The organism is Stenotrophomonas tumulicola (genome assembly GCF_014117215.1).
Classification (GTDB): domain Bacteria; phylum Pseudomonadota; class Gammaproteobacteria; order Xanthomonadales; family Xanthomonadaceae; genus Stenotrophomonas; species Stenotrophomonas tumulicola.
Genome location: NZ_JACGXS010000021.1, coordinates 1 through 26,289, shown reverse-complemented (window position 1 = coordinate 26,289; position 26,289 = coordinate 1). Strand labels below are relative to the sequence as shown.

The 26,289-nt window shown below is 66.1% G+C and carries 23 protein-coding genes and 1 pseudogene; 14 read left to right on the top strand and 10 right to left on the bottom strand.

What is annotated here, in order from left to right; all coding sequences use genetic code 11:
* Positions 1 to 192 precede the first annotated feature (192 nt).
* Together lptG and lptF are read right to left on the bottom strand one after the other, a co-directional pair.
* Positions 193 to 1,299, bottom strand: coding sequence for an LPS export ABC transporter permease LptG (gene lptG, locus H4O11_RS19155; RefSeq protein WP_182342645.1), 1,107 nt, complete (start codon positions 1,297 to 1,299; stop codon positions 193 to 195).
* Positions 1,296 to 2,378 (bottom strand): LPS export ABC transporter permease LptF, encoded by a 1,083-nt coding sequence (lptF, locus tag H4O11_RS19150; RefSeq protein WP_182342642.1) that lies wholly within the window; start codon positions 2,376 to 2,378, stop codon positions 1,296 to 1,298. The genes lptG and lptF overlap by 4 nt, the downstream gene beginning before the upstream one ends.
* A gap of 103 nt (positions 2,379 to 2,481) precedes the next feature.
* Between lptF and H4O11_RS19145 the strand changes: the two genes are divergently transcribed.
* From H4O11_RS19145 to H4O11_RS19130, 4 genes are all read left to right on the top strand, one after another.
* Positions 2,482 to 3,960: a leucyl aminopeptidase gene (locus H4O11_RS19145; protein WP_182342639.1), complete on the top strand. Its 1,479-nt coding sequence runs from the start codon at positions 2,482 to 2,484 to the stop codon at positions 3,958 to 3,960.
* Positions 3,961 to 4,048: 88 nt separating this feature from the next.
* Positions 4,049 to 4,474, top strand: coding sequence for a DNA polymerase III subunit chi (locus H4O11_RS19140; RefSeq protein WP_182342636.1), 426 nt, complete (start codon positions 4,049 to 4,051; stop codon positions 4,472 to 4,474).
* A gap of 81 nt (positions 4,475 to 4,555) precedes the next feature.
* Entirely contained in the window at positions 4,556 to 7,381 is a 2,826-nt protein-coding gene (locus H4O11_RS19135; protein ID WP_182342633.1) for a valine--tRNA ligase, read from the top strand.
* 99 nt (positions 7,382 to 7,480) lie between these two features.
* On the top strand, positions 7,481 to 8,305 hold the full coding sequence (locus H4O11_RS19130; RefSeq protein ID WP_182342618.1) for a DMT family transporter: 825 nt from the start codon (positions 7,481 to 7,483) through the stop codon (positions 8,303 to 8,305).
* Between the two features lie 50 nt (positions 8,306 to 8,355).
* On the opposite strand, the gene rimI is transcribed toward H4O11_RS19130, so the two are convergent.
* Genes rimI through pssA form a run of 3 tightly spaced genes read right to left on the bottom strand, consistent with a single transcriptional unit; the run spans position 8,356 to position 10,159 of the window.
* Positions 8,356 to 8,853 carry a ribosomal protein S18-alanine N-acetyltransferase gene (gene rimI / locus H4O11_RS19125; protein ID WP_182342615.1) on the bottom strand — a complete coding sequence of 166 codons (498 nt, stop codon included), beginning with the start codon at positions 8,851 to 8,853 and terminating at the stop codon, positions 8,356 to 8,358.
* Positions 8,850 to 9,380: a hypothetical protein gene (locus H4O11_RS19120; protein WP_182342611.1), complete on the bottom strand. Its 531-nt coding sequence runs from the start codon at positions 9,378 to 9,380 to the stop codon at positions 8,850 to 8,852. The genes rimI and H4O11_RS19120 overlap by 4 nt, the downstream gene beginning before the upstream one ends.
* A gap of 2 nt (positions 9,381 to 9,382) precedes the next feature.
* On the bottom strand, positions 9,383 to 10,159 hold the full coding sequence (gene pssA, locus H4O11_RS19115; protein WP_182342608.1) for a CDP-diacylglycerol--serine O-phosphatidyltransferase: 777 nt from the start codon (positions 10,157 to 10,159) through the stop codon (positions 9,383 to 9,385).
* A gap of 80 nt (positions 10,160 to 10,239) precedes the next feature.
* Here pssA and H4O11_RS19110 point away from each other — a divergent pair, with 80 nt between their 5' ends.
* The 3 genes and pseudogenes from H4O11_RS19110 to H4O11_RS19100 form a co-directional block, all read left to right on the top strand.
* The gene (locus tag H4O11_RS19110; protein ID WP_182342605.1) at positions 10,240 to 10,608 is read left to right on the top strand and encodes a DUF4124 domain-containing protein; all 369 of its coding nucleotides are present in this window, start codon (positions 10,240 to 10,242) and stop codon (positions 10,606 to 10,608) included.
* A 72-nt stretch (positions 10,609 to 10,680) separates the two neighbouring features.
* The gene (locus H4O11_RS19105; protein ID WP_182342602.1) at positions 10,681 to 12,372 is read left to right on the top strand and encodes a proline--tRNA ligase; all 1,692 of its coding nucleotides are present in this window, start codon (positions 10,681 to 10,683) and stop codon (positions 12,370 to 12,372) included.
* Positions 12,373 to 12,517: 145 nt separating this feature from the next.
* A pseudogene (locus H4O11_RS19100) lies at positions 12,518 to 12,886 on the top strand (H-NS histone family protein); the annotation flags it as partial.
* Positions 12,887 to 13,115: 229 nt separating this feature from the next.
* Here H4O11_RS19100 and H4O11_RS19095 read toward each other — a convergent pair.
* Positions 13,116 to 14,375: a threonine/serine exporter family protein gene (locus tag H4O11_RS19095; RefSeq protein ID WP_182342596.1), complete on the bottom strand. Its 1,260-nt coding sequence runs from the start codon at positions 14,373 to 14,375 to the stop codon at positions 13,116 to 13,118.
* A 103-nt stretch (positions 14,376 to 14,478) separates the two neighbouring features.
* Between H4O11_RS19095 and H4O11_RS19090 the strand changes: the two genes are divergently transcribed.
* From H4O11_RS19090 to H4O11_RS19075, 4 genes are read left to right on the top strand one after another with little or no spacing between them, the layout of a single operon-like run.
* Positions 14,479 to 15,591 carry an ABC transporter permease gene (locus H4O11_RS19090; protein ID WP_425506099.1) on the top strand — a complete coding sequence of 371 codons (1,113 nt, stop codon included), beginning with the start codon at positions 14,479 to 14,481 and terminating at the stop codon, positions 15,589 to 15,591.
* A gap of 2 nt (positions 15,592 to 15,593) precedes the next feature.
* The gene (locus H4O11_RS19085) at positions 15,594 to 16,421 is read left to right on the top strand and encodes an ABC transporter ATP-binding protein (protein WP_182342590.1); all 828 of its coding nucleotides are present in this window, start codon (positions 15,594 to 15,596) and stop codon (positions 16,419 to 16,421) included.
* Positions 16,422 to 16,424: 3 nt separating this feature from the next.
* Positions 16,425 to 17,351, top strand: coding sequence for an MlaD family protein (locus tag H4O11_RS19080; RefSeq protein WP_182342587.1), 927 nt, complete (start codon positions 16,425 to 16,427; stop codon positions 17,349 to 17,351).
* Positions 17,352 to 17,356: 5 nt separating this feature from the next.
* The gene (locus tag H4O11_RS19075; RefSeq protein ID WP_182342648.1) at positions 17,357 to 18,004 is read left to right on the top strand and encodes an ABC-type transport auxiliary lipoprotein family protein; all 648 of its coding nucleotides are present in this window, start codon (positions 17,357 to 17,359) and stop codon (positions 18,002 to 18,004) included.
* A 93-nt stretch (positions 18,005 to 18,097) separates the two neighbouring features.
* On the opposite strand, the gene H4O11_RS19070 is transcribed toward H4O11_RS19075, so the two are convergent.
* Positions 18,098 to 18,685, bottom strand: a complete 588-nt coding sequence (locus H4O11_RS19070) for an alpha-ketoglutarate-dependent dioxygenase AlkB family protein (RefSeq protein WP_182342584.1) — start codon at positions 18,683 to 18,685, stop codon at positions 18,098 to 18,100.
* Positions 18,686 to 18,846: 161 nt separating this feature from the next.
* Here H4O11_RS19070 and H4O11_RS19065 point away from each other — a divergent pair, with 161 nt between their 5' ends.
* Positions 18,847 to 21,666 carry a rhamnan synthesis F family protein gene (locus H4O11_RS19065; protein WP_182342581.1) on the top strand — a complete coding sequence of 940 codons (2,820 nt, stop codon included), beginning with the start codon at positions 18,847 to 18,849 and terminating at the stop codon, positions 21,664 to 21,666.
* On the opposite strand, the gene H4O11_RS19060 is transcribed toward H4O11_RS19065, so the two are convergent.
* Entirely contained in the window at positions 21,663 to 22,292 is a 630-nt protein-coding gene (locus H4O11_RS19060; RefSeq protein WP_182342578.1) for a CoA transferase subunit B, read from the bottom strand. The genes H4O11_RS19065 and H4O11_RS19060 overlap by 4 nt on opposite strands.
* A gap of 1 nt (position 22,293) precedes the next feature.
* On the bottom strand, positions 22,294 to 23,028 hold the full coding sequence (locus H4O11_RS19055) for a CoA transferase subunit A (RefSeq protein ID WP_182342575.1): 735 nt from the start codon (positions 23,026 to 23,028) through the stop codon (positions 22,294 to 22,296).
* A 145-nt stretch (positions 23,029 to 23,173) separates the two neighbouring features.
* Here H4O11_RS19055 and H4O11_RS19050 point away from each other — a divergent pair, with 145 nt between their 5' ends.
* Together H4O11_RS19050 and H4O11_RS19045 are read left to right on the top strand one after the other, a co-directional pair.
* Positions 23,174 to 24,520 carry a phosphohexomutase domain-containing protein gene (locus tag H4O11_RS19050; protein WP_182342573.1) on the top strand — a complete coding sequence of 449 codons (1,347 nt, stop codon included), beginning with the start codon at positions 23,174 to 23,176 and terminating at the stop codon, positions 24,518 to 24,520.
* A 22-nt stretch (positions 24,521 to 24,542) separates the two neighbouring features.
* Positions 24,543 to 25,946, top strand: a complete 1,404-nt coding sequence (locus H4O11_RS19045) for a mannose-1-phosphate guanylyltransferase/mannose-6-phosphate isomerase (RefSeq protein WP_182342570.1) — start codon at positions 24,543 to 24,545, stop codon at positions 25,944 to 25,946.
* A gap of 92 nt (positions 25,947 to 26,038) precedes the next feature.
* Here H4O11_RS19045 and H4O11_RS19040 read toward each other — a convergent pair.
* A partial coding sequence (locus H4O11_RS19040) for a sugar nucleotide-binding protein (protein WP_182342567.1) occupies positions 26,039 to 26,289 on the bottom strand: 251 nt, incomplete at its 5' end.

Here is a 26,289-nt window from a genome sequence, read left to right as displayed (position 1 = left end):
GTGGGGCGGGGTGGGTTGGCGGGACCTTGTGAGGCAGGAGCCGAACAGGAGCCCCCATGGATGGGTTCACGGCGTGTTCCGCCAACCCACCCCGCCCCACCAACCCCCAGCCCTGCAGCTGTTGCTGTTGCCGTTGCCGTTGCCGTTGCTGTTGCCTGTAGCAGGCGCCGGGCGCAGCCCGGCAATCCCCCCTCAGCCGGATTTGCGCCGGAACAGCATGCTGGACACCACCAGCATCACGATCGGTGGCAACGCGTAGGCAATGCGGTAGTCGAACTTGAGCGCACCGGCCATGCGGCCGAAGAACAGCTGCAGCAACCAGAAGCCCAGCGCGAACAGGATGCCCAGGAACAGCCGCTTGCCCATGCCGCCGCTGCGCAGCGAACCGAACGCGAACGGCACTGCCGCCAGGCACAGCGCCAGCACGTTCACCGGATAGAACCAACGGCTCCAATACACGTCCTCGTAGTCTCGCGCATCCAGGCCATTGCGCTCGCGGTACTCGATGCTGGTGCGCAGGTCCGCCGCGCGCAGGTTGCGCGGACGCGAGATGCCGGTCGCCAGGGCAGCCGCATCCAGCCGCGATTCCCACTTCTCCCGCGGCACCTCTTCGCGCTGCAGCGAGCGCTCGCCGAAAATGTCACGACGCACCTGGGTAAGTACCCAGCCCGCCTCATCATGTTCGGCGGTCGCGGCATGGGTCAGCGACACGATCTCGCCATCCGTGCCGATCCGGTACAGGCGCACGTCATGCAGGACCAGCCGCGTGCCTCCTCCCTCGACCAGTTGTTCCTCGCCACTCTGCGCATTGAGGAACGTATCGCCCTCGCGTGCCCAGACACCGGCATAGCGGGCCATGGACATGTCGCCACCGCGCTTGGCACTCATGCGGATGTTGTCCGCACGCTCCTGCGCCCACGGCGCCAGCGTCTCGCCGCTGAATACCATCGCACCGGTCAGCAGCGACAATGCCACCGCCACCGACAGGCTCAGCCGCCGCCGCGACAGGCCCAGCGCACGCAGCGCGGTCAGCTCGGAGGTCGCCGCCAGCTGCCCCAGCCCCATCAACGAGCCGATCACCGCAGCAGTGGGGAAGAAGGTGTAAGCGCGACGCGGCACGGTATACAGCACCCAGGCCGCCGCATGGCCAAGGGTGTAGCCGTTCTTGCCGACGTCCTTGAACTCGCCGGAGAAGGCCATCACCACGTCCAGCCCCACCAGCACCGCCCAGGTCAACAGCACGGTGCCGAATACCGCGCGGCCCAGGTAGAAATCGAAACGCATCGGGCGCGGGATCATGCCGTCACTCTCTTCGGGCGCGACAGGCGACCGTCGCGCAGGTACATCCAGATCGCCAGCGCCAGCAACGGCAGCGTCAGCCACCACAGGCCCAGCCCGCCGGGCACCTTCCCATCGGCGATCCAACCGGTACCGATGAACATCAGGTTCATGCCGACCATGTAGGCCAAGAAGGCCAGCATCATCCGACCATAGCGCTGCTGGCGCGGCGAACTGCGCGCCAGCGGGACGGTCAGCAAGGCAAAGGCCAGCGCGATCAGCGGCGGCGCGATGCGCGAATGCAGCTGCGCCTTGGCCTGCGGGCGCGGATCGCCGATCAGCTGGCTGGTCGGCAGCAGTTCCGGATCATCGTTCTGGCGGGTCTGCGCGCCGTCCGGCATCGCCACGTCGTTGTGGGCGAAGGTCGCCAGCCGGTAGTCCTTGCCGCCGTCCACCGGGCCTTCGATCTGATGCCCATCGTCCAGTTGCAGGTACCGTCGGTCCCTGCCCTCGAAGAACAGGCGGCCACCGGCGGCGGACACCACTTCCATCCGCCCTTCCCGCATGCGGTTGATGAACACCCGGCCCAGCCGCGTGCCATCGGGCGAGATCGATGACAGGTAGACCACCCCGCCATTGGACAGATTGGTGAAGCGGCCGGCTTCCAGCCCGGCCATCAGCACGCTGCGGTTGGCCTCGTCGATCATTCTTTCGCCGGTGCGATCGGCCCAGGGGCCGAGCCACAGCGAACAGGCGCCGATCAACCCCACCACCGGCAGTACCAGCAGCAGCAACGGCTTCAGCAGCCGCCGCGGGCCGACGCCGATGGCGGTGATGACCGCCATCTCCGAATCGCGGTACAGCCGCGCCACGGCCAGCAGCAGCCCCAGCATCAGCGCCAACGGCAGGATCAGCGGCATGTAGACGATGAACTGCAGGCCCAACTGGGAGAACAGCAGGCGCGCGGGCAGCCGGCCGTCGGCGATGTTGCCGAGGACATCCACCAGCACGCCGCCCACGCTGACAACCAGCAGGACGATCAGGGTGGCCAGGAAACTCTGGACGAAATCGCCCAATAGATAGCGGTCGAGCTTCAACATGGGCCGTGGTTTAAACTCTCGGGTTCGTTCGCGGTGCCGCCCAGTCTACCGGCTGGACGTAAACGGTCCGCGATTGTACGGATTTGACAACGGAATCTGATCAATGGCCCTCGAATTCACCCTGAACCAAGCGTCGCCCACCGCTGCTGACGTCGACTGCGTGGTCGTCGGCGCCTTCGCCGACCTCTCCCTGTCGCCCGCCGCACAGGCGCTGGACGCTGCCAGCGGTGGTCGCCTGGCGGCCCTTGCCCAACGCGGCGACCTGTCCGGCAAGACCGGCGCCACCACCCTGCTGCACGACCTGCCGGGCGTCAATGCACCGCGCGTGCTGGTGGTCGGCCTGGGAGATGCCGCCCGCTTCGGCGTGCCACAGTACCTGAAGGCCATCGGCGACGCGGTGCGTGCGCTGAAGACCGGTGCCAGCCGCAGCGCGCTGTTCACCCTGGTCGACCTGCCGGTCAAGGACCGCGACGCCGCGTGGGCGATCCGCCAGGCCATCATCGCCGCCGATCACGCCAGTTACCGCTACACCGCGACCTTCGGCAAGAAGAAAGCCGATGACGCCGGCCTGCAGCAGTTGTCCATCGCCGGCAGCGACGCGCAGGCGCTGGTCCAGGGCCAGGCGATCGCCGCCGGCGTGGAGTTCGCCCGCGAGCTGGGCAACCTGCCGCCGAACTACTGCAATCCGGCCTACCTGGCCGAGGTGGCGGTGAAGTTCGCCGACGGGCACGACGGCGCGCAGGCCGAGATCCTCGATGAGACGCAGATGGAAGCACTGGGCATGGGCTCGCTGCTGGCCGTGGCCCGTGGCTCGGCCAACCGGCCCAGGCTGGTGGTACTGAAGTGGAACAACGGCGGCGACGCCAAGCCCTACGTGCTGGTCGGCAAGGGCATCACCTTCGATACCGGCGGCGTCAACCTGAAGACCCAGGGCGGCATCGAAGAGATGAAATACGACATGTGTGGTGGCGCCAACGTCATCGGCACCTTCGTGGCAACGGTCAAGGCCAGGCTGCCGCTGAACCTGGTGGTCGTGGTGCCGGCGGTGGAAAACGCCATCGACGGCAACGCTTATCGCCCCTCCGACGTGATCACCTCGATGTCCGGCAAGACCATCGAAGTCGGCAACACCGATGCCGAGGGCCGCCTGATCCTGTGCGATGCGCTGACCTATGCGCAGCGCTTCGAGCCGCAGGCGCTGGTCGACGTGGCCACCCTGACCGGCGCCTGCCTGGTCGCCCTGGGCCACCAGACCGCCGGCCTGATGACCAAGCACGACGACCTGGCCAACGAGCTGCTGGCCGCCGGCGAACACGTGTTCGACCGCGCCTGGCGCCTGCCGTTGTGGGACGAATACCAGCCGATGCTGGATTCCAGCTTCGCCGACGTCTACAACATCGGCGGCCGCTGGGCTGGCGCGATCACCGCCGGCTGCTTCCTGGCACGGTTCGCCGAAGGCCAGCGCTGGGCCCACCTGGACATCGCCGGCGTGGCCAGCGATGAAGGCAAGCGCGGCATGGCCACCGGTCGCCCGGTCGGCCTGCTGAGCCAATGGCTGCTGGACCAGTCCGCCCGCGCCTGATGGCGTTCCTGGCCCTGGCCGACACGTTGTCGGCCAGGGTTCCGCCCGGCGTCGCCGGCCCCCTGCACGCCCCGCCACGGACCCCGCCATGCCACGCGCCGACTTCTACCTGATCGCCAAGCCCCGCTTCCTGACCGAGCCCCTGCGGCTGGTCTGCGAACTGGCACGCAAGGCCAACGACGCCGGACTGTTCACGCTGGTGCTGGCGCGCGACCAGGCCCAGGCCGAAGAACTGGACGAGCTGCTGTGGGCGTTCGATGATGACGCCTATATCCCGCACCAGATCGCCGGCGAGGACATGGACGAGGAAGAGGCGCTGGTGCTGATCGCCGCCCCCGGTACCGACGCCCCGGCCCGTCCGCTGGTGATCAACCTGCGCGATGCGCCCTGGATGGGCGAGTGCCAGCGGGTGCTGGAAGTGGTTCCCGCCGACCCGGAGGCACGCGAGCCGCTGCGCGAGCGCTGGCGGCAGTACAAGGACGCCGGTTACGACCTGTCCAAGCACGACATGTAAGCGGGCGTTGCCTGGTGCCGGCCTCTTGATGCCGCTCCCGAATGCCCTGATCTTCCCTTGAATACCTTCCGGTTGCCGCGCATGACCCGACTCGACTCCAGCTACGACCCGAAGTCCTTTGAAAAGGACACCTACGACGCCTGGGAGAAGGCCGGCCACTTCAAGCCATCGGGCAAGGGAGAGCCGTACACCATCCTGCTGCCGCCGCCGAACGTCACCGGCACGCTGCACATGGGCCATGCCTTCCAGCAGACGCTGATGGACGCGCTGGTGCGCTACCACCGCATGCGCGGTTACGACACGCTGTGGCAGGTGGGCACCGACCATGCCGGCATCGCCACCGAAATGGTGGTCAGCCGCAACCTGGCACTTGAAGGCAAGGGCGAAACCCGCGATTCGCTGGGCCGCGAAGGCTTCATCGGCAAGGTATGGGAGTGGAAACAGCAGTCCGGTGACACCATCGAACGACAGATGCGCCGCCTGGGTACGTCCGCGGACTGGTCGCGCAGCACCTTCACCATGGACCCCCAGCCGTCCGAAGCGGTGGTCGAAGCCTTCGTGCGCTGGCACCAGCAGGGCCTGATCTACCGTGGCCAGCGCCTGGTGAACTGGGATCCGGTGCTGAAGACCGCCATTTCCGACCTGGAGGTGGAGAGCGCTGAGGAAGAGGGCTTCCTGTGGTCGATCGCCTACAAGCTGGAAGACGGACTGACCTACGAGCATGTCGAGCGCGATGCCGAGGGCAACGAGACGCTGCGCGAGACCCGCGATTACCTGGTGGTCGCCACCACCCGCCCGGAAACCCTGCTGGGCGATACCGCCGTGATGGTGCACCCGGAAGACGAGCGCTACCTGCACCTGGTCGGCCGTACGGTCACCCTGCCGCTGACCGGCCGCAGCGTGCCGGTGATCGCCGATGATTACGTCGACCGCGCATTCGGTACCGGCGTGGTCAAGGTCACCCCGGCGCACGATTTCAACGACTACCAGGTGGGCGTGCGCCACGGCCTGCCGATGATCAACCTGTTCACCCCGGTGGCGGCGATCAACGAGAATGCACCGGAGCGCTTCCGCGGCATGGACCGTTACGACGCGCGCAAGGCGGTGCTGGCCGAGCTGGAAGAGCTGGCCATCCTGGTCGAAACGAAGGCGCACAAGCTGCAGGTGCCGCGTGGCGACCGCACCGGCCAGGTGATCGAGCCCTACCTGACCGACCAGTGGTTCGTGAAGATGGACGAGCTGGCGCGTCGTGGCCTGGAGCTGGTCGAGGACGGTTCGATCCAGTTCGTGCCGCCGAACTGGATCAACACCTATCGTCACTGGATGAACAACATCCAGGACTGGTGCATCAGCCGCCAGTTGTGGTGGGGCCACCGCATTCCAGCCTGGTTCGACGAGGCCGGCGCCTGCTACGTCGGTCGTGACGAGGCCGAAGTGCGCGCGGCCAATGGCCTGGGCGCCGACGTCGTGCTGCGCCAGGAAAGCGACGTGCTGGAGACCTGGTTTTCTTCGCAGATCTGGCCGTTCTCCACCCTGGGCTGGCCGAACGAGCAGGCCATGGCCGAGCGCGGCTTCGACCGCTACCTGCCATCGTCGGTGCTGGTCACCGGCTTCGACATCATCTTCTTCTGGGTGGCGCGCATGATCATGGCCACCGACAGCCTGACCGGCAAGATCCCGTTCAAGGACGTGTATTTCACCGGCCTGATCCGCGATGCACAGGGCGGGAAGATGTCCAAGTCCAAGGGCAACGTGCTGGACCCGCTGGACATCATCGACGGCATCTCGCTGGAGGACCTGCTGGCCAAGCGCACCACTGGCCTGATGAAGCCAAAGGATGCCGAGCGCATCGGCAAGGCCACGCGCAAGGAATTCCCGGATGGCATCGCGGCACACGGGGCCGATGCGCTGCGCTTCACCATCGCCGCGCTGGCCACCCACGGCCGCGACATCAAGTTCGACTTGAACCGCGCCGAGGGCTACAAGAATTTCTGCAACAAGCTGTGGAACGCCAGCCGCTTCGCACTGATGAACACCGAAGGCGCTGCGTTCGAGGGCGCCCCCAGGCCACGTACGGATGCCGAGCGCTGGATCCTCGCGCGCCTGGCCGCGACCAGCGCCGAGGCCCAGGGGCATTTCGCCAGCTATCGTTTCGACCTGCTGGCGCAGTGCCTGTACGAGTTCGCCTGGAATGAGTTCTGCGACTGGTTCCTGGAGCTGAGCAAGCCGGCATTGAACGGTGCCGATGCCGCCGATGCCGACAGCACCCGCCACACCGTGCTGTACGTGCTGGAAGCACTGTTGCGCCTGCTGCACCCGCTGACGCCGTTCATCACCGAACAGTTGTGGCAGCAGGTTGCTCCGCGCCTGGGTATCGCAGGCGATTCGCTGTCGTTGCGGCCCTACCCCACCGCCGCCGAGTTCGAGGGCGACTTCGTCCAGGCCGAGGCCGACGTGGAATGGCTGAAGGCGGTGATCAGTGCCGTGCGCCGCGTGCGCAGCGAGCTCAACGTCGCACCTTCCAGGCTGGTGCCGCTGCGCCTGCAGGCCGGACTGGAACAGGACCGCGTGCGTATCGAGCGCTTCACCGCCTCGCTGTCGTTCCTGTTGAAGCTGGACAGCATCCAGTGGCTGGCCGAAGGGGGATCCGCGCCGCCGGCCGCCACCGCCATCGTCGGCGAATTGAGACTGCTGGTGCCACTGGAAGGCCTGGTCGACCTGGATGCCGAGCGCACCCGCCTGGACAAGGAGATCGCGCGCGTGCAGTCGGAGAAGGAAAAGAGCGAGACAAAACTGTCGAAGTTCACCGACAAGGTGCCACCGGCAGTGGTCGAGCAGGAGCGCGTACGCCTGGTTGACTGGACCGCGCAGCTGTCGGGCCTGCAGGAGCAGCGCGCGAAGCTGTAAGCCGACAGGGCGCCCACGCGGGCGCCCGTCGTTGGGTAGCGCCGGGCCATGCCCGGCGAGCGCTGCGGCGCCATTGTCATCCATGGCATCATCCGGCCAATGCCACTGATGATCTTCCTGCTGGTCCTCGTTGCGGCGGCGCTGCACGCCAGCTGGAACGCCATCGTCAAGCGCGGCCCGGACAAATTCCTTGGCACCGTCCTGGTCACCGGCAGCGCCACGCTGCTGTCGGCCGCGGCGATTCCTTTCCTGGCTCCGCCGGCAGCGGACAGCTGGCCGTGGCTGGCCCTGTCGGTCGTGCTGCAGGCCAGCTACTACGCGCTGGTCGCGCGTTGCTACCAGCATGCAGACATGAGCCTGGCCTACCCGCTGATGCGTGGCTGCGCCCCAATCCTGGTCACCATGGCCGGTGCGGTGATGGGCGAACGGCTGCCTGCACCTGCCTTGATCGGCATCCTGCTGGTCAGCACCGGCATCCTGTGCATGGCAGTGGGCACCCGCAGCGGGCGTATCGGAATGCCGCTGCTCACCGCCGCGATGATCGCCACCTACACCGTAGTGGATGCCCACGGCGCACGCCTTTCCGGCAACGCGGTGGGTTATGCGCTCTGGTTGTTCCTGCTGTCCGGACTGCCGTTGACACTGTGGGCTGCGGTGCGACGCCGTGGCGAGCTGCTGGTGTATGCGCGCCGGCATTGGGTGCTGGGCATCGCAGGCGGCTTCGGCACCACCGCTTCGTATGCCATCGCACTATGGGCGATGACCCGCGCGCCGGTGGCGATGGTGGCCGCGCTGCGCGAAACCTCGATCCTGTTCGCACTGCTGATCTCGGTGCTGGTGCTGGGCGAACGGGTGCCGCGGGTGCGCTGGCTTGCCGCTGGACTGATCGTCGGCGGTGCCATCGTCCTGCGCGTGGCAGGGTAGCGCCGGACCTCGATGCATCGGGATGAAAGGCCGCCGGGCATGGCCCGACGCTACAGCGGTGGCATCGTCACCACGTCGTCAGCCACCAGTTCCATCGCCATCACCAAGGCGTCCTCACGGCCTTCGGCTGCGGGGTAGTAACGCGGACGACGGCCGATCTCGTTGAATCCTTCGCTGTGGTACAGCGCCAAGGCCGGCGCATTGGACGGCCGGACTTCCAGGAACACCCGCTGCGCGCCCCGGTCGCGGGCCAGCGCGACGATGGCGCGCAACAGCTGGCGCCCGCGCCCGCGGGTCTGGCTGAGCGGATCGACACAGATGTTCAGCAGGTGCGCCTCGTCGGCGGCGATGCTCAGCACGGCATACCCCACCAGCAGGCCGTCCTCCTCCAGCGCCAGGCCCGGATAGCCGGCACGCAGGCAGTCGATGAAGATGCCGCGGGTCCATGGATACGGATAACCGCGCACTTCGATCGCCATGACCGCATTGAGATCGCTTTCGCGCAACGCACGCAGGCTGGGCAGGCCGGGGCGGGCAACCGCGCTCATCCCTGGCCCTTCCTGCGCAGCGCGCGCAATTGCGGCCACAGCGCACGCTTGGCCGCGGCGTTCCCGCGCAGCGCATCCAGCGGCCAGCTGTCCATCAACGCCTGCGTGGCAGGGTCATTGGGGTTGCAACCGGATGCACGCAGCAAGGCAATCTGCAGGCGATCAGGCAGGCGCACCGAAGGCTGCCGGGCGCCGCCGGTGCGGGAACCGGGGGCAGGTGCCGCTTCTTCGCGCTTCGGCACCTGGCCAGGACGTGGACGTTGCGGTGGGGTGGCCACTGCAGGCGTGGTGTCCGGCGCAGGCGGCGACTGCCGCGTCACGGCAGCGCGCGGCGCAACGGGCACCGCGTCGGCCGGCAGCGCCGGTTCCCGAGCCACCGGCGATGGGCCGGCCTTCACCTCGGCAACGGCAGCGGCCGCTGCGATGGCCTCCAGTTCCACCGCCAGCGGTCCGTCCAGGAACACGGTATGCCCCATTGCCTGCAACCAGGCCTGCTGGGCTGGTGTCCATGGCAGGGACGGCGACATGCTCACTCCGCGTCCGGACGCTTGCGCAGGCGCTGCAGGGCCCACATCACCGGGCCGGACAGCGCATAGAGGATGCCCACCGCCAGCAATACGCGCGGCAGGTCGATCACCGCCACGGCGATGCCGATAGGCAGCAGGGCCAGCACCAGGAACGGCACGCGGTCCGCACGTGGTCCCTTCGCGCCACCGCCCTTGAAGCTCCAGAAGCGGATGCGGCTGACCATCAGCAACGCCGATACCAGGGTCACCGCCAATGCCACGTAGCGCAGCTGCTCGCCATCCCAGCCCAGCGTGCCGTCGGCGAAGGCCCAGACGAAGGACATCATCAGGCCGGCGGCGGCCGGGCTGGCCAGGCCGACGAACCAGCGCTTGTCCACCACGGCCACCTGGGTGTTGAAACGCGCCAGGCGCAGCGCGGCGCAGGCCGCATAGAGGAACGCGACCGCCCAGCCGACCCTGCCGAACAGCTCACCATCGAACTTCAGCGAAGAAAGCGCCCAGTGGTACATCACCAGCGCCGGCGCCATGCCGAAACTGACCAGATCGGCCAGCGAGTCGTATTGCACGCCGAATTCGCTGCTGGTACCGGTAAGGCGTGCCACCCGGCCATCCAGGCCATCCATCACCGCAGCGACGAATACCGCGATGCTGGCGTAGACGAAGTCCTGGTTGGCGGCAGCGATGATGGCGTAGAAGCCAGCGAACAGCCCCGCCGTGGTGAACAGGTTGGGCAGCAGGTAGATGGTGCGCGAGCGCGGCGGCGGTATGATCGGATCCATCGGCCGAGTTTAATCGACTTGCCAGCCGACGGCGGCAATGCTGCAATCACCGCTTCCCGCTGGTCCGGCCTGGAGTTCCCATGCGTGCCCTGTTCTGCCTGAGCTGCCTGCTGCTGGCCACTGCCCCCGCGTGGGCTGGCCAGGTCTACAAATGGAAGGATGCCAACGGGGTGACCCAGTATTCGGAGACTCCGCCGCCGGGGAACAGCTTCGAAACCCGCAAGCTGGCCCGCGACCCCGGCACGCAGCCGGCGGTGGACCAGGCCCCGGTGCCGGCCCAGTGCACGACCGCACGCGACAACCTGGCCCTGCTCGAGGGCAGCGGACAGGTGATGCAGGACACTGATGGCGATGGCAAGGCGGACAGTCCGCTGGACGACAGCCAACGTGCGAACCAGCGTGCCCTGGCCGAGGCGGCGGCCAAGGCCTACTGCCCGCCACAGGGCTGAAGCCCCTGCCGACGCCCACGACAGGCGCGGGACTGGCAGAATAACGGCTTCCGCCGTTAGACGATGCCGACGATGCGCCTGTCCCAGTTCCACCTGCACACTACCAAGGAAACCCCCAGCGACGCCGAGCTGACCAGCCACCGGCTGATGCTGCGCGCCGGGATGATCCGCAAGCTTGCTTCCGGCCTGTACATCTGGTCGCCGCTGGGCCTGCGCGTGCTGCGCAAGGTCGAGCGCATCGTGCGCGAGGAAATGGACCGGGCCGGCGCGGTCGAGATGCAGATCCCGACCCTGCAGCCGCGTGAGCTGTGGGACGCCACCGGGCGCTGGGAGAAGTTCGGCAACCAGTTGCTGAAGATCAAGGACCGCAAGGAGCAGGAGTTCTGCTACAGCCCGACCGCGGAAGAAGCCATTACCGAGTTCGCCCGCCAGGAACTGTCCAGCTACAAACAGCTGCCGGTCAATTTCTACCAGGTGCAGACCAAGTTCCGCGATGAGATCCGCCCGCGCTTCGGCGTGATGCGCGCGCGCGAATTCCTGATGAAGGATGCCTACTCGTTCCACCTGCACGACGAAGACCTGGTGCGCGAGTACGAGAACATGAAGGCGGCCTATACCCGCATCTTCACCCGCCTGGGCCTGGAATTCCGCATGGTGCAGGCCGATTCGGGTGCCATCGGTGGCGACGCCTCGCAGGAATTCCATGTCATCGCCGATTCCGGCGAAGACGCCCTGGTGTTTTCCACCGGCTCGGATTATGCGGCGAACATGGAAGCGGCCGTCGCCGCCGAACCTTCGGCGCGTCCGCTGCCTGCCGAAACCCTGCGCAAGGTGGAAACCCCGACGCAGAAGACCTGCGAAGCGGTTGCAGGACTGCTTGGCATCGAGCTTCAGCGGACGGTGAAATCGATTGCACTGATGACGGATGCCGGCTTCGCGCTGGCCCTGGTACGCGGCGACCACGACGTCAACGAAATCAAGCTGGCCAAGGCGCCTGGGCTGGCCGGCAACCGTTTCGCCAGCGAGGCGGAGATCGTCGAACACCTGGGCAGCGTGCCGGGTTTCCTCGGTCCGGTCGGCCCTGCCAAGGCCATTCGCGTCGTTGCCGACCCGGAAGTTGCGGCGATGGCCGACTTTGTCGTCGGCGCCAACGAAGCCGGGTTCCACCTGGCCGGCGTCAACTGGGGCCGCGACCTGCCCGAAGCCGAGGTTGCCGATATCCGCAACGTGCGCGAGGGCGAGCGCGCCCGCGACGGCGGCGAGCTGAAAATAGCCCGTGGCATCGAAGTCGGCCACGTATTCCAGCTTGGCCGCAGTTATGCCCAGGCGCTCAATGCGACGGTGCTGGATGAAAATGGCAAGGCAGCTACGCTGAGCATGGGCTGTTATGGCATCGGCATTTCCCGCATCGTTGCCGCCGCCATCGAACAGAACCATGACGACGCCGGCATCATCTGGCCCGACGCCATGGCCCCCTGGCAGGTCGTGGTATGCGTGATCAACCCGAAGGGTGATACCGGCGTTTCCGCAGCCGCCAGCGAACTGCTGGAGGCACTGCGTGCCGGCGGCCTGGATGCCGCGCTCGACGACCGCGGGCTGCGGCCTGGCGCGATGTTCGCCGACATGGAACTGATCGGCATTCCGCATCGCGTGGTGGTTTCAGAACGTGGCCTGGCCGCCGGCACTTTCGAATATCGCTCACGCAGCGCGAGCGAGGCCGAAAGCCTTGATCGCGACAGCCTGATGCGCAAGCTGCTTGGATAATGAAGAAAAGCCGGGATAATCCCGGCTTTTCTTTTTCCACCGCCCGGATGGAATTTAATTTTGTTTGTGCTTGGAGTAAATGGGCATTACTCTTGCCTCCGAGCCACGGACTGGCAGACCCTGTCCACATTATCTGGAGCAATACATGAGCATTGATCTGACCGGTCTGTCGGCCCGCGAACTGGGTGCGCTGATCCGCACTGCCAAGAAGCAGCAGACCATCGTCGCCAAACGTCGCCCGATCACCAAGGTACGCGCCCAGCTGGCCAAGCTGGCGAAGACCGAGGGTTACAGCATCGAGGAACTGTTTGGCGGCGCACCGGCACCGCGCGCGCGCAAGACCGCGACCAAGGCGCCGGCCAAGACCGCTGGCCGCAAGCTGGGCAAAGTGGCACCGAAATACCGCAATCCCGCCAACAGCAAGGAAACCTGGACCGGTCGTGGCAAGCAGCCTCGCTGGCTGGCCGAGCTGACCGCGAAGGGCAAGAAGGTCGAGGATTACCTGATCAAGAAGGCCTGATCGGGTAATTGCAATACAGGAACGCCGGCTGCGAAGCCGGCGTTTTTTTATGCGCCACGGTCGTTTGGCCGATGCCGGAACGGAAAGCGGCGGGTCATGGACCCGCTCTACCGCTTTTTCCTTTTATCAGCGCGGCTGGCGGCCCGCGGAACCCGCCCGGCCCAGTCCAAGATACGGCTCTTGCTACCAGCCGCGAGGGGGGTTCTCCCGTTCGCCAACCGAACTACAGCGTCTTGCGTGCCGGTATCAGCAGGTTGCCGAACAGCAGTCCCGCCACCAGCGCCATCACCACGTTGAGCACGGTCAGGAAAACCCCCTGCCCCGCGCCGATATCCTGCTGCTGCACCAGGGTCAGCACCCCGCGCAGGCTGGTGCTGCCGGGCACCATCATGATGATGCCCGGAAGGCGGATGATCGCCCCCGGCCGCTGCACCACCCGGCCGAACAGGTTGCCGGCGGCGGTCAACAGCATCGCGGAAAGGAAAATACCCGCCGGCGCTCCCCAGGCATGGCCGGCGAACTTCGATATCGCATAACCGGCCACGCACGCCGCCAGCACCCAGGGGTAATCACGTCGGCTGGCCTTGAACAGCATGGCGAATGCAAATGCCGCGATCAGCAGCGCGCTCCACTCCACCCAGGCCCCCTGCGGCCGCGACGCGCGCACCACCGGGTCCAGCCCGACCACATCGGCCAGCGTGACCGCGATCATCGCACCCACCGTGAGCTTCATGATGGTGGTCAGCGCGCCGGCTACGCGTGCGGTACCGGATACCCAGTGCTGGCTCGCCAGTTCGTTCACCGCGTTGGTCAGCGACATGCCCGGCAACAGGATCACCAGCGAGGCAATGACCACGGTATTGAGGTTGAGCGCACCGACGAAGCTGGCGACCAGGGTCGCCACCAGCCCGGCCAGCAGGGCGGCCAGCGCTTCGCTCGCCTCCTTGGTAGCCGCCCGCTTGCTGGTCCACCAGCCGAGCAGGCCGATCAGCAACCCGATCACCCCTGCCGTGGCGATATCCAGCCACGGCAGCTTCCACAGCCCGGCCACGCCGGCAGCCCCCAGGCTGTAGGACAGGATTTCCTTCAGCTTGCCGCGCATGCCCGGATCGACATCCAGCTGCCGCAGCGCCGTATGCCCCTGGGCGATGCTCATGCGGCCATTTGCGACATCATCGGCGATACGGTCGGCCATGCTCAGCTTGTGCAGGTCGTTCTCGCCGGGCGCCAGGCGGATCACCCGGGTGATGTCGCTGGAACCGATCGTCTTGGCCGGATCGCTGAAGCTGAGGATGATGCCGGTCGGATTCGACCACGGCTCGCAGTCCAGCCCCAGCTGCTGCGCCAGGGCCACCACCGCTGCCTCCAGCCGCTGCGCCGTGGTCCCATAGCTGTGCAGCCGCCCGGCGATCTCGGAAACGAAGGCCACCCGTTGTGCATAGGTGGCCGGGGGGGAGGCTATCGGGGTGGCGTCTGCAGGCATGCGCCGTAGTATCACCCAGCCCCGGCCCGTGCAGAAGGACATTCGGCCCTGACCTACGCTGCATGCGACATGCACACGTTATGCTGCATCCTTGATGGCGACCATGACCTCCCATACCGCACCCCGGATTGAACAGGATGCCAACGAGCCGGGCCGTATACGGCTGGGCGGCCAGTGGACGCTGCATACCGCGCTGCAGGCAGCCGAAGTGCTGCGTGGCGCACCGGAGAAGATCACGGTCATCGATGCCACCGGCATCGAGCAGCTGGATTCGGCCGGCGTGCTGCAGTTGCTGCGCGTGGCCCACCGCGCCGACCTGGGCCAGGAGGCACTGCACTTCCGCGAAGAGCACCAGGCACTGGTGTGCACGATCGAAGAAGTGGCCGACGACAGGCCCAGGCCGAAACGGGATTTCGGCGTGCTGGCCGCGCTGGAGCGGCTGGGCGTCAGCATGCATGCCACCGGGCAGAACATCGTCGCCCTGGCCAGCTTCCTCGGCGAAAGCCTGGTCAAGGGCGCGCGCCTGCTGAAGGAACCGCGACGCTTCCGCTTGACCGCGACCGTGCACCAGATGGAGCAGGTGGGGCTGGACGCGGTGCCGCTGGTGGCCCTGTTGTCCTACCTGGTGGGTGCGGTAATCGCCTTCCTCGGCTCGACGATCCTGCGCGACTTCGGCGCGGAGATCTACGTGGTGGAGCTGGTCAGCATTGCGTTCCTGCGCGAATTCGCGGTGTTGCTGACCGCCATCGTGCTGGCCGGCCGTACCGCCAGCGCCTTCACCGCGCAGATCGGTGCGATGAAGGCGCGCGAGGAAATCGACGCGATGAAGACGCTTGGCCTGGACCCGATGGACCTGCTGGTGCTGCCACGCCTCGTCGCCCTGCTGATCACCCTGCCACTGCTGACCTTCATCGCGATGGTTGCTGGCCTGGCCGGCGGCATCACCGTGGGTGCGTTCGACCTGGACATCCCGCCACAGATGTACATCGCGCGCATGTACGACACGATGGAAGTGCGCAACATGCTGGTCGGCCTGTCCAAGGCGCCGGTATTCGCGCTGGTGATCGGGCTGATCGGCTGCCTGGAGGGCCTGAAGGTGGAGGGCACCGCGCAGTCGGTCGGTGAGCGCACCACGTCCAGCGTGGTGCAGGCCATTTCCCTGGTCATCATCCTCGACGCCTTCGCGGCGTTGTGGTTCATGCAGATGGGATGGTGAGCATGCAGGAGGCCAATCTTATCGACTCCAACGACCGCAACGACGATGACGAGGCGGGACTGGCCATCCGCGTACGCGGGCTGGTCAACCGCTTCGGCAGCCAGGTCGTGCACGACGGCCTGGACCTTGATGTACGCCGCGGCGAAATCCTCGGCGTGGTCGGCGGGTCGGGTACCGGCAAGTCGGTGCTGATGCGCTCCATCCTCGGCCTGCGCCATGCCGACGAGGGCCAGGTCGAAGTACTTGGCCGCGACGCGCGCAGTGGTGACCCGGAAAGCCGGCTGCATATCCAGCGCAATACCGGCGTGCTGTTCCAGGACGGCGCGCTGTTTTCTTCGTTGACCGTCGGCGAAAACGTTCAGGTACCGCTGAAAGAGCACCACCGCGACCTGCCCGAACGCTGGCATTACGAGCTGGCCCTGCTGAAGGTGAAGCTGGCCGGGCTGCCGGCCGATGCGATCAACAAGCTGCCATCGCAGCTGTCCGGCGGAATGCGCAAGCGTGCCGGCCTGGCCCGTGCGCTGGCGCTGGACCCGCCGCTGCTGTTCCTGGACGAGCCCACCGCTGGCCTGGATCCTATCGGCGCGGCGGCCTTCGACCGCCTGATCAAGACCCTGCAGGAGGCCCTGGGGCTGACCGTTTTCCTGATCACACACGATCTGGACACCCTTTATGCCATCTGTGACCGGGTGGCGGTGCTGGCCGACCGCAAGGTGGTCGCCAACGCGCCGCTGGCCGAGATCGAGAAACTGGACCATCCGTGGATCCAGGAATACTTCCACGGACCCCGCGCGCGCGCCGCACGGGGCGAACAGCCCGAGAGTGCCTGAGTCATGGAAACCAAAGCCAATTACGTGCTGATCGGCGCGTTCACCCTGATCACCGGCCTGGCCCTGCTGGCCTTCGGCCTGTGGGCCGCCAAATACTCTTCAGACCGCACCTGGCAGGAGTACCGCGTGGTATTCCGCGAGGCGGTCACCGGCCTGTCGGTGGGCAGCCCGGTGCAGTACAACGGCATCGCGGTCGGTTCGATCACCGAGCTCAACCTGGTGCCGGACGACCCGCGCCAGGTGGTGGCACGCATCCGCCTGAACTCCACTACGCCGGTGAAGACCGATACCCGCGCCAAGCTGGCCATCACCAGCCTGACCGGCCCATCGATCATCCAGCTCAGCGGCGGCACGCCGCAGGCGCCATCGCTGGCGGCGGTCAACAAGGATCCGGCACCGATCATCCCGACCACGCCCTCTGCGCTGCAGAACATCACCGACGTGGCCAACCGCATCGTCGAGCGCATGGACCAGGTGCTGAGCGACCGTAACGTGGCTGCGATCAACGCCACGCTGGCCAACATCGAAACCATCAGCGGTGGCCTCGCCGACCGCGACCAGGGCACCCAGGCGTTGCTGCTCAGCGCGCGCAATGCCGCGCGCAGCCTGGACGAGACCCTGAAGACCACCAACGGCACCGTCGCGCGGCTGGACCAGAACCTGGTGCAGCAGCTGCCGGGCATCCTGGAGAAGCTGGATGCCACCATGACCAAGCTCGATTCGGCCGCCAACAACGCCGACTCGATCCTTGGCGAGAACCGCGCGGCGATCAACAGCTTCGCCAGCGACGGACTGGGCCAGCTCGGCCCGACCCTGACCGAGCTGCGCGGGCTGATCCGCGACCTGCGCCGGGTCAGCGACCGCCTGGAGAACAACCCCGCGCGCTACCTGCTGGGCCGCGACGCACCGAAGGAGTTCGAACCCGAATGAACCGCATGCCGACGATGACCTTTACGCGCCTGCTGCTGCCGGCTGCCCTGCTGGCCAGCCTGGCCGGTTGCTCGATCCTGGCCGGAGGCGACCGCAACGCGGTGACCATCTATGCGCCGTCGCTGCGGGTACAGGTGGATCCTTCCTGGCCGCAGGCGGACTGGCAGCTGGTGCTGTCCAAACCAAGCGCGGCGCGCATGGTCGACAGCCCGCGCATCAACGTACGCCCGACCCCCGGCGAGCTGGAGATCTACCGCGGTGCCACCTGGGCACAGCCGGCGACCGACATGATCGAGGACGCGCTGCTGCGCGGGTTCGAGGATTCCCGCCGCATCGCCGGCGTAGCGCGCTCGGCCGCCGGCATCCGTGCCGATTACCGGCTGGCCACCGACATCCGCCGCTTCGAGTCCGATTACCGCGGCCAGCCAACCCCGACGGTGGTGATCGAGGTCAATGCCAAGTTGATCCACGTGGTGGACCAGCGCGTCGTGGTGGACCGTACGTTCCGCCAGGAACAGCCGGTGGGGAGCGCTGAAGTCCCCGCAGTGGCAGCCGCGTTCGAGAGCGCGCTCAATGCCCTCAGCACGGACGTGGTCGGCTGGACGCTGCAGAGCGGGAAACAGGATACGGACGCCGGTCGACCGACACCGTAGGTCGGTAGCGCCGCGCCATGCCCGGCGGCTTGTCATCCCGATGCATCGAGACCCGGCGCAGGCCACGTCACGCTCGCCGGGCATGCCCCGGCGCTACCGGCCGATCCAGCGGAATGTCAGGTTGATGCGCTCACCCTCCACGCGCGTGCTCTTCGGCAACGCATGCTGGTAGTACCGCTGGGTCGTGCCGCCCATCAGCAGCAGGTCACCGTGGCCGAGCAGGAACTCGACCTTGCGCGCGGGATCATCGCGTCGCCGCAGCAGGAAGCGTCGCGGTGTGCCCAGGCTCAGTGAAGCGATGAACGGCTCGGCCCCAAGTTCTGGCTCATCATCGCTGTGCCAGCCCATGCTGTCCCTGCCATCACGATAGCGATTCAGCAGGACACTGTTGAAACGTGCATCGCACTGCGCCTGCAGCCGATCGCGCAGCGGGAGCAGGATCGCCGGCCATGCATGCGGCAGGAAATCCGCGCCTGAATAGCGATAGCGGGCGTCTGGATCGCCGATCCAGCAACTCAGCCGCGGGGAGTCTACCCAGCGGCCGAACAGGCGGATTCGGTGTACTTCCCACGGGATGTCGTTCTGCAGGGCGGCCAGCAGGGTGCCGGCCTGCGTCGGCACAAGCCACCCGGGAATGTGGCGCACGTCTGCGTCGGGGAGGGGAGAATCAGGAAACAGCATCGGAAAGGACACTGGCGGAGACACAACAGTAGCGCTGATTTGCCCGGTCAGGCACGAATCCTGACAATGAGCAGTCCCTGCACCGCCTTGGCCATCATGCCCGCGCTCCTGTCCCCCCTGCTGCTTACGCTGGCCTGCGCCAATCTCCGGAGCCCCACCCCATGCCAGTGACACGTCTGATTTCGGCCGTACGCCGGTCCGTCCAGGCCCATGGCGGGGGACTGCACGGCGTGTGGTCGGTCCTGCGCCGCACCGCCAAGGTCGTATCTGCGATGGGAATACGAGGCCTGCTGGCGCGCGTGCGCGCTGCCAGCACCGTGCGCACGGCCATCGTCGATGCTACCGATGAGGCGCCGCTGCCCCCACCTGTCCCGGTCGAGCAGATGGACCAGCGTGTCGGTGTGATGGTCCATGTGTACTACGCAGATCTTATCGAGGAACTCGCACACGCTCTTTCACATGTGCCGGTGCCTTTCACGTTGCTTGTCTCGGTGATGGATGAAGTCGCAGGCAACCAGGCGCGCCAGCGTTTTTCGCAGCTTTCCACGGTGCAGCAGTTGAAGGTAAAGACTGTCGAGAATCGCGGGCGCGACATCGCACCACTGCTGGTGGATTTCCGCGACGACATCGTGGTTCTCGACATCATCGGGCACATCCACACCAAGAAGTCGCTCTATACCGGGGGCGAACAGCAGCGCTGGCGGCATTATCTGCTGGAGTCCCTGTTTGGCTCCCGTCATCGCGCAGGCTGGATCCTTGGCATGTTCCAGGCCATGCCAAACCTCGGCATGGTCTATCCGGAAAGCTACCAGGACGTGCCACTGTGGGGCCATACATGGCTGGGCAACGGGCCCGCCGGTGATCTGCTCGCTGCCCGGCTCGGGATTGCACTTGACCGTGACCGGTACCTCGATTTTCCCGCAGGCTCCATGTTCTGGGCCCGCGTAGACGCGCTCAGGCCGCTTTTCGACTTGAAACTGCACAGGGACGAATTTCCCGCCGAACGTGGACAGGTCGATGGCACCTTGCAGCATGCGGTCGAGCGCCTGTTCGGCGTGGTGGTTCGCCATCAGGGCTTCCGCCTGGGCATCCTGCCTTCCGATGGCTCCCTGGCCCTGGCATCGGAAGGCTGGCGCAACATGGACATCGCGCTGCAGTCATCGCTGGCCAAGCGGCTTCCGTTGGCGGCGCTCGACGCCGGCCTGGTCACCGTGGACGTCTTCGACACCCTTGTCGTGCGCGCTTTCCTCACACCCGCCGGTGCGCGCGCCCATCTCGGCTGGCGCCTGCAGCGTGACCATGGCATCAATGATTTCGTTCGCCTGCGCAGCGAGGTCGAGTCAGCACTGCGCAGCGCCCTGCAACGTGATCCGACGCTAGCCGAGATCCACCAGTTGCTGGCCCGGCGCATCAACGATGCGGAAGCGCCGGACCTGGCGCAGCTGGAGCTGGAACATGAGCGCCAGTTGCTGCGACCGCGCAGCGGCGTACTGGCAGCACTGAGCACGCTGCAACAGCCCTTGACCGCTCTTTCGGACATGTACATGACCCAGGCAGACATGCAGGCCGCGTTGCCTGCTGCCGCGCATGCCGTGATCCAGCGCTGGTGGATTTCCTGCGAGACCAGCTTGCGCAAGGACACGGTGGAAAGCTGGCAAGTCCGCGCCGAACGCGAGGGGCTGCACGTCCGCAGCTGGCTGCACATCGGTGACAACGAGCATGCTGATATCCAGATGCCACAACTGGCGGACATGCTGACGCCCGTTCATGTACTGCGGCCATCGGCATTGCTGGACGTAGTGCCAGCGCTACGCCCCCTGCGGCATCTGGACGGTGGCAACGCCGCGTGGCCGGAGCAGTTGTGGCGCGGCCTGCTCGCCAACCGCTTCGCGGCCCTTTACGACACCGAGCCGACGCGCCTGCTGGGTCGCATCCAGCTCCAGGCCCAAGACCTTGGCTATGTTGTGCTGGGCCCACTGCTGCTGGACTTCCTGCTTTCGCTGGTCCGCACTGCGCAAGCCCGCGATGTACAGGACGTGCTGTTTCTCAGCCGCGAAGGCCACCTGTTGCACCGTGCGTTCCTGCAACTGCAGCCCTTCCATCCAGTCGCGCGGCAGTTGAAAGCGCACTACTTCCTCGCCTCGCGCAAGGCCACCACCCTGCCAGCCCTGCATGCAGCCACGGATGTCCATCTGCTGGTAGAGGGAACCTTCAATGGAACACTGGAACAACTGGTGGCGGCGCGACTTGGCGACGCCGCCGTATCGGCCCTGCGCAACGTAGATGCCAGCCTGCCCGGAAAAGATGTTTTCCTCCCGGAAATGGCCTCCGAGGTGGCTGGATGGCTTGCCCCCACCCTACCCACCCTGCTGCATATCGCCGCCCAGGCCCGCGATGCCTACCTGCACTACTGGTCCGGTCTCGGCGATATGGCCAACGCAATGGTGGCGGATATAGGGTATGCCGGCACCATCCAGCGCAATCTTTCGCATCTCGGCCAGAAGCCTCTGGGGGGCATGTACTTTGCCTTGCGCGCGCGCGCCAGCCAACTTGAAGGAAGCGGCTGGGCAGAAGCACGCTATTTCGACGGTCGCACCACGGAAGATGAAGCCGGCTCGCCGATCCTCGCCCATGACCTGCTGCTGGAAGCACTGCTCAGCGCACCGGCCGGCCAGTTCAATGGCTTCGCACTCGATCAGGGGGGAATGCCCATCCCCTGCTTCGGCCACGTGGAGCTATCCAGCGAGGGCCTGGAGGTACTGGACCAGATCCATCAGGGCGCACTCGATTTCATCCATGACGTCTGTGCGGCCATTGGCGAGGACATCGCCGACCTGGTGCTCGAATCCGAAGGGGTGCAGATCCCGCTGACCTGTCTCGCCAGCGGCCTTTGGGATGCAGATGCCGTACTGGACCTGCTTGCCACGCAGGACAGCTTCACCGGCCGCGGCAGCGTGGCGGCCGGTGGCGCCCCAGGTTAGCGCTTGAACGCCACCCCGGTCTTTTCTTCCAGCTCGCTGTCGTCCACGTCCGGCGCCGTCTCGACCAGCACCAGCCCTTCTGCAGTGACATCAAACACCGCAAGATCGGTGATGATGCGGTCGACTACGCGCACGCCGGTCAGCGGCAACGAACATTCAGGCAGGATCTTGTGTCCGCCGTCCTTCGCGGTGTGCTCCATCAGCACCACCACGCGCTGCACGCCGGCCACCAGGTCCATCGCACCGCCCATGCCCTTGACCATCTTGCCGGGCACCATCCAGTTGGCCAGGTCGCCCTTGTCGGTGACCTGCATCGCACCGAGGATGGCCAGGTTCACATGTCCTCCGCGGATCATCGCGAAGCTGTCGTCGCTGCCGAAGTAACTGGCACCGGCACGTGCGGTCACCGTCTGCTTGCCGGCATTGATCAGGTCCGGATCAACCTCGGCTTCGGTCGGGAACGGACCAATGCCGAGCAGTCCGTTCTCGGACTGCAACCACACGTCCACGCCTTCCGGGATGTGGTTGGCCACCAGGGTCGGCAGGCCGATGCCCAGGTTCACGTAGGCGCCGTCGGTGAGTTCACGGGCGGCACGGGCTGCCATCTGGTCACGGGTCCATGCCATGTCAATTGCCCTCGCTGCGGATGGTGCGCTGTTCAATGCGCTTTTCGGGATTCGGGTTATGCACGATGCGATGCACGTAGATACCCGGCAGATGTACCTGGTCGGGGTCGAAATTTCCCACCGGCACTATCTCTTCCACCTCGGCGATGCAGACCTTGCCAGCCATCGCACAGGCCGGATTGAAGTTGCGTGCGGTCTTGCGGAATACCAGGTTCCCCGCCGCGTCGGCCTTCCACGCCTTGACCAGCGCGACATCCGCACGCAGCGCGGTTTCCATCACATAGTGGCGGCCATCGAACTCCCGCGTCTCCTTGCCTTCGGCCACGACAGTGCCGTAGCCGGTAGCGGTGAAGAAGGCCGGGATGCCGGCGCCACCCGCACGCAGCCGCTCGGCCAGGGTGCCCTGCGGATTGAACTCCAGCTCCAGCTCGCCGGCCAGGAACTGGCGCTCGAACTCCTTGTTCTCACCCACGTATGAAGAAATCATCTTGCGGATCTGCCGCGTCGCCAGCAGCTGGCCGAGGCCGAAGCCATCGACGCCGGCATTGTTGGAGATCACCGTGAGGCCGCTGACCCCACTGTCGCGCAGCGCGGCGATCAGCGCCTCGGGAATCCCGCACAGGCCGAATCCGCCGACCGCCAGCGTCTGGCCGTCGGCGACCACGCCCTGCAGGGCCTGCGCGGCATTGGCGAAGCGCTTGTCGCGCTTGCCGCCGATCGTTGCCGGAGTTGTCATCTACGCCCTCACCTCGCTGATGTAATGGATCCATTCTAGGCCAGGCGGCGGGCCGGTCACGTGGCGTTGCCGCATGCAAACGATTCCCATACATGCTTGGGATTAGACTAGGGGGCTGGCTCCCCCATCCCAAAGGATCTGACCGATGCCCCTGCCCGCCTTCAAGGCCTATGACATCCGCGGCCGCGTGCCGGACGAATTGAATGAAGACCTGGCGCGCCGTATCGGCGTGGCGTTGTCCGCCCAGCTCGAGCCAGGGACCGTCGTGGTCGGCCACGACGTGCGCCTGACCAGCGCGGCGCTGCAGGATGCCCTGACCGCAGGCCTGCGCGGCGCCGGTCGCGAAGTCATCGATATCGGCCTGTGTGGCACCGAGGAAGTCTATTTCCAGACCGACCACCTGAAAGCCGCCGGCGGCGTGATGGTCACCGCCAGCCATAATCCAATGGATTACAACGGCATGAAGCTGGTGCGCGAGAAGGCGCGCCCGATCAGTTCCGACACCGGCCTGTTCGCGATTTCCGATGCAGTGGCCGCCGACACGGGCGCCGCACAGCCGCCGACAGCCGGGCAGAGCGAACAGTACGACAAGAGTGCTTACATCCAACACCTGCTGTCCTACGTGGACGTACCCGCGATGAAGCCGCTGAAGATCGTGGTGAATGCTGGCAATGGCGGCGCCGGCGAGATCGTGGACCTGCTGGCACCACACCTCCCGCTGCAGTTCGTGCGCATCAACCACGAACCGGACGGCAACTTCCCCAACGGCATCCCCAACCCGTTGCTGCCGGAGAACCGGGCAGCCACCGCTGATGCGGTGCGCGAACATGGCGCTGATTTCGGTATTGCCTGGGACGGTGATTTCGACCGTTGTTTCTTCTTCGACCATACCGGCCGTTTCATCGAAGGCTATTACCTGGTCGGCCTGTTGGCCCAGGCCGCGCTGGCGCGCCATCCGGGCGGCAAGGTGGTGCATGACCCGCGCCTGGTCTGGAACACCGTGGAAATGGTCGAAAAGGCAGGTGGTATCCCGGTGCTGTGCAAGAGCGGACATGCATTCATCAAGGAGAAGATGCGCGCCGAAGACGCCATTTATGGTGGCGAGATGAGCGCCCATCATTATTTCCGCGAGTTTGCCTATGCGGATTCGGGGATGATTCCGTGGCTGCTGATTGCCGCGCTGGTATCCGAAAGCGGCAGGTCGCTGGCCGATTGGGTCGAAGATCGCATGGCCGCGTTCCCCTGCAGCGGCGAGATCAATTTCAAGGTTACCGACGCCAAGGCATCGGTGGCGCGCGTGATGGAACATTTCGCCCCCCTTGCTCCGACGCTTGACCATACCGATGGCATCAGCGCCGATTTCGGTGAATGGCGCTTCAACCTGCGCAGTTCCAATACCGAACCGCTGCTGCGCCTGAACGTCGAGACGCGTGGCGACGCGACGTTGCTGCAGGCGCGCACGGATGAGATCTCCCGGCTGCTGCAGCAGTAACCGAAGGACGAAGCAGATACCCATGAACGAGATCCAGCCCGTCATCCTGTCCGGCGGCTCCGGCACCCGCCTGTGGCCGCTCTCGCGCGAAGCCTACCCAAAGCAGTTCCTGCCGCTGGCGGGTGAGCTGACCATGCTGCAGGCAACCTGGGAACGGGTGGCCTCCATCGCGGCCCGCGGACCACTGGTGATCGCCAACGAAGAGCACCGCTTCGTGGCTGCCGAGCAGTTGCAGCAGGTTGGCGCAGAGCCGGCGGCCATCATCCTGGAGCCGGCCGGTCGCAATACCGCGCCGGCCATTGCGGTAGCCGCCCTTGAGGCTACCCGGGATGGCGGTGATTCACTATTGCTGGTGCTGCCCTCGGATCATGTGATTACCGATGCCGATGCGTTCCGGCTGGCGGCACAGCAGGCAGCCGGGATTGCCGCGGCGGGCAAACTGGTGACCTTCGGCATCGTGCCGACCGGTCCGGAAACGGGCTACGGCTACATCAAGGCAGCCAGTGGTGAGGGCGCGCGTGCGGTGGAGCGTTTCGTCGAGAAGCCGGACCTTGCCGCGGCTACCGATTATGTCGCCAGCGGCCAGTATTACTGGAACAGTGGCATGTTCCTGTTCAAGGCATCGCGCTATCTGCAGGAACTGGAGCGCTTCCAGCCGGCCATGCTGGCAACCAGCCGGGAGGCATGGAGCAAGGCACGACGGGACGCCGACTTCACCCGCCTGGACAAGGAGGCCTTCGCCGCCGTGCCGTCGGACTCGATCGATTACGCGGTGATGGAAAAGACCGCCGATGCAATCGTGGTGCCGCTGGATGCCGGTTGGAACGACGTGGGGTCGTGGACCGCGCTGCGTGATGTGTCACAGCAGGATGGCGACGGCAACGCACACCAGGGTGATGTCATCGCCATCGATTGCCGCAACACCTACGCCTACGGCCAGCGTCTGGTGGCGATGGTAGGCCTGGATGACGTGATCGTCGTGGAAACCGACGATGCGGTACTGGTCGGCAAGGGTGATCGCATGCAGGAGGTCAAGGCGGTGGTTGCACGCCTGAAGGCCGAAGGACGCAGCGAGGCAACCTGGCATCGCAAGGTGTACCGCCCATGGGGCGCTTACGACTCCATCGACAATGGCGCACGCTTCCAGGTCAAGCGCATCACGGTGAAGCCCGGCGGCACGTTGAGCCTGCAGATGCACCACCATCGGGCCGAGCACTGGATCGTGGTCAGCGGTACCGCCGAGGTCACCCGCGGTGATGAGGTGATCCTGCTAAGCGAGAACCAGAGCACCTATATTCCGCTGGGCGTGACCCATCGCCTGCGCAATCCGGGCCGGCTGCCGCTGGAACTGATCGAAGTACAGTCCGGCAGCTATCTTGGCGAAGACGACATCGTGCGTTTCGAAGATACGTACGGACGCAGCTGATCCGGAACCCGCTACATCCTGGGTAGCGCCGGCCCATGGCCGGCGAGCGCAGCGGTGATGAGGCATCCGCCGGGCATGGCCCGGTGCTACCTTCAGGCGCGGGCCACTTCCGCCATCACCCGCTTCAACCCGTCCTGCCATGCCGGCAGTTCGATGCCGAAATCCTGCTGCAGCCGGCGGTTGTCCAGTACCGACCATGACGGCCGCCTGGCCGGCGTCGGATATTCCGAGCTCGAGATCGCCTCCACCGTCGGCACCTTGGCCAGCACGCCGGCGGCCAGCGCCTCGGCAAAGATCGCCTCGGCGAAGCCATGCCAGCTGGTCTGCCCGGACGCGGTCAGGT

What these genes read in the sequence shown, in the direction of transcription:
- lptG (WP_182342645.1), bottom strand. Translation starts at nt 1,299, where the DNA reads ATGATCCCGCGCCCGATGCGTTTCGATTTCTACCTGGGCCGCGCGGTA.
- lptF (WP_182342642.1), bottom strand. Translation starts at nt 2,378, where the DNA reads ATGTTGAAGCTCGACCGCTATCTATTGGGCGATTTCGTCCAGAGTTTC.
- H4O11_RS19145 (WP_182342639.1), top strand. Translation starts at nt 2,482, where the DNA reads ATGGCCCTCGAATTCACCCTGAACCAAGCGTCGCCCACCGCTGCTGAC.
- H4O11_RS19140 (WP_182342636.1), top strand. Translation starts at nt 4,049, where the DNA reads ATGCCACGCGCCGACTTCTACCTGATCGCCAAGCCCCGCTTCCTGACC.
- H4O11_RS19135 (WP_182342633.1), top strand. Translation starts at nt 4,556, where the DNA reads ATGACCCGACTCGACTCCAGCTACGACCCGAAGTCCTTTGAAAAGGAC.
- H4O11_RS19130 (WP_182342618.1), top strand. Translation starts at nt 7,481, where the DNA reads ATGCCACTGATGATCTTCCTGCTGGTCCTCGTTGCGGCGGCGCTGCAC.
- rimI (WP_182342615.1), bottom strand. Translation starts at nt 8,853, where the DNA reads ATGAGCGCGGTTGCCCGCCCCGGCCTGCCCAGCCTGCGTGCGTTGCGC.
- H4O11_RS19120 (WP_182342611.1), bottom strand. Translation starts at nt 9,380, where the DNA reads ATGTCGCCGTCCCTGCCATGGACACCAGCCCAGCAGGCCTGGTTGCAG.
- pssA (WP_182342608.1), bottom strand. Translation starts at nt 10,159, where the DNA reads ATGGATCCGATCATACCGCCGCCGCGCTCGCGCACCATCTACCTGCTG.
- H4O11_RS19110 (WP_182342605.1), top strand. Translation starts at nt 10,240, where the DNA reads ATGCGTGCCCTGTTCTGCCTGAGCTGCCTGCTGCTGGCCACTGCCCCC.
- H4O11_RS19105 (WP_182342602.1), top strand. Translation starts at nt 10,681, where the DNA reads ATGCGCCTGTCCCAGTTCCACCTGCACACTACCAAGGAAACCCCCAGC.
- H4O11_RS19095 (WP_182342596.1), bottom strand. Translation starts at nt 14,375, where the DNA reads ATGCCTGCAGACGCCACCCCGATAGCCTCCCCCCCGGCCACCTATGCA.
- H4O11_RS19090 (WP_425506099.1), top strand. Translation starts at nt 14,479, where the DNA reads ATGACCTCCCATACCGCACCCCGGATTGAACAGGATGCCAACGAGCCG.
- H4O11_RS19085 (WP_182342590.1), top strand. Translation starts at nt 15,594, where the DNA reads ATGCAGGAGGCCAATCTTATCGACTCCAACGACCGCAACGACGATGAC.
- H4O11_RS19080 (WP_182342587.1), top strand. Translation starts at nt 16,425, where the DNA reads ATGGAAACCAAAGCCAATTACGTGCTGATCGGCGCGTTCACCCTGATC.
- H4O11_RS19075 (WP_182342648.1), top strand. Translation starts at nt 17,357, where the DNA reads ATGCCGACGATGACCTTTACGCGCCTGCTGCTGCCGGCTGCCCTGCTG.
- H4O11_RS19070 (WP_182342584.1), bottom strand. Translation starts at nt 18,685, where the DNA reads ATGCTGTTTCCTGATTCTCCCCTCCCCGACGCAGACGTGCGCCACATT.
- H4O11_RS19065 (WP_182342581.1), top strand. Translation starts at nt 18,847, where the DNA reads ATGCCAGTGACACGTCTGATTTCGGCCGTACGCCGGTCCGTCCAGGCC.
- H4O11_RS19060 (WP_182342578.1), bottom strand. Translation starts at nt 22,292, where the DNA reads ATGGCATGGACCCGTGACCAGATGGCAGCCCGTGCCGCCCGTGAACTC.
- H4O11_RS19055 (WP_182342575.1), bottom strand. Translation starts at nt 23,028, where the DNA reads ATGACAACTCCGGCAACGATCGGCGGCAAGCGCGACAAGCGCTTCGCC.
- H4O11_RS19050 (WP_182342573.1), top strand. Translation starts at nt 23,174, where the DNA reads ATGCCCCTGCCCGCCTTCAAGGCCTATGACATCCGCGGCCGCGTGCCG.
- H4O11_RS19045 (WP_182342570.1), top strand. Translation starts at nt 24,543, where the DNA reads ATGAACGAGATCCAGCCCGTCATCCTGTCCGGCGGCTCCGGCACCCGC.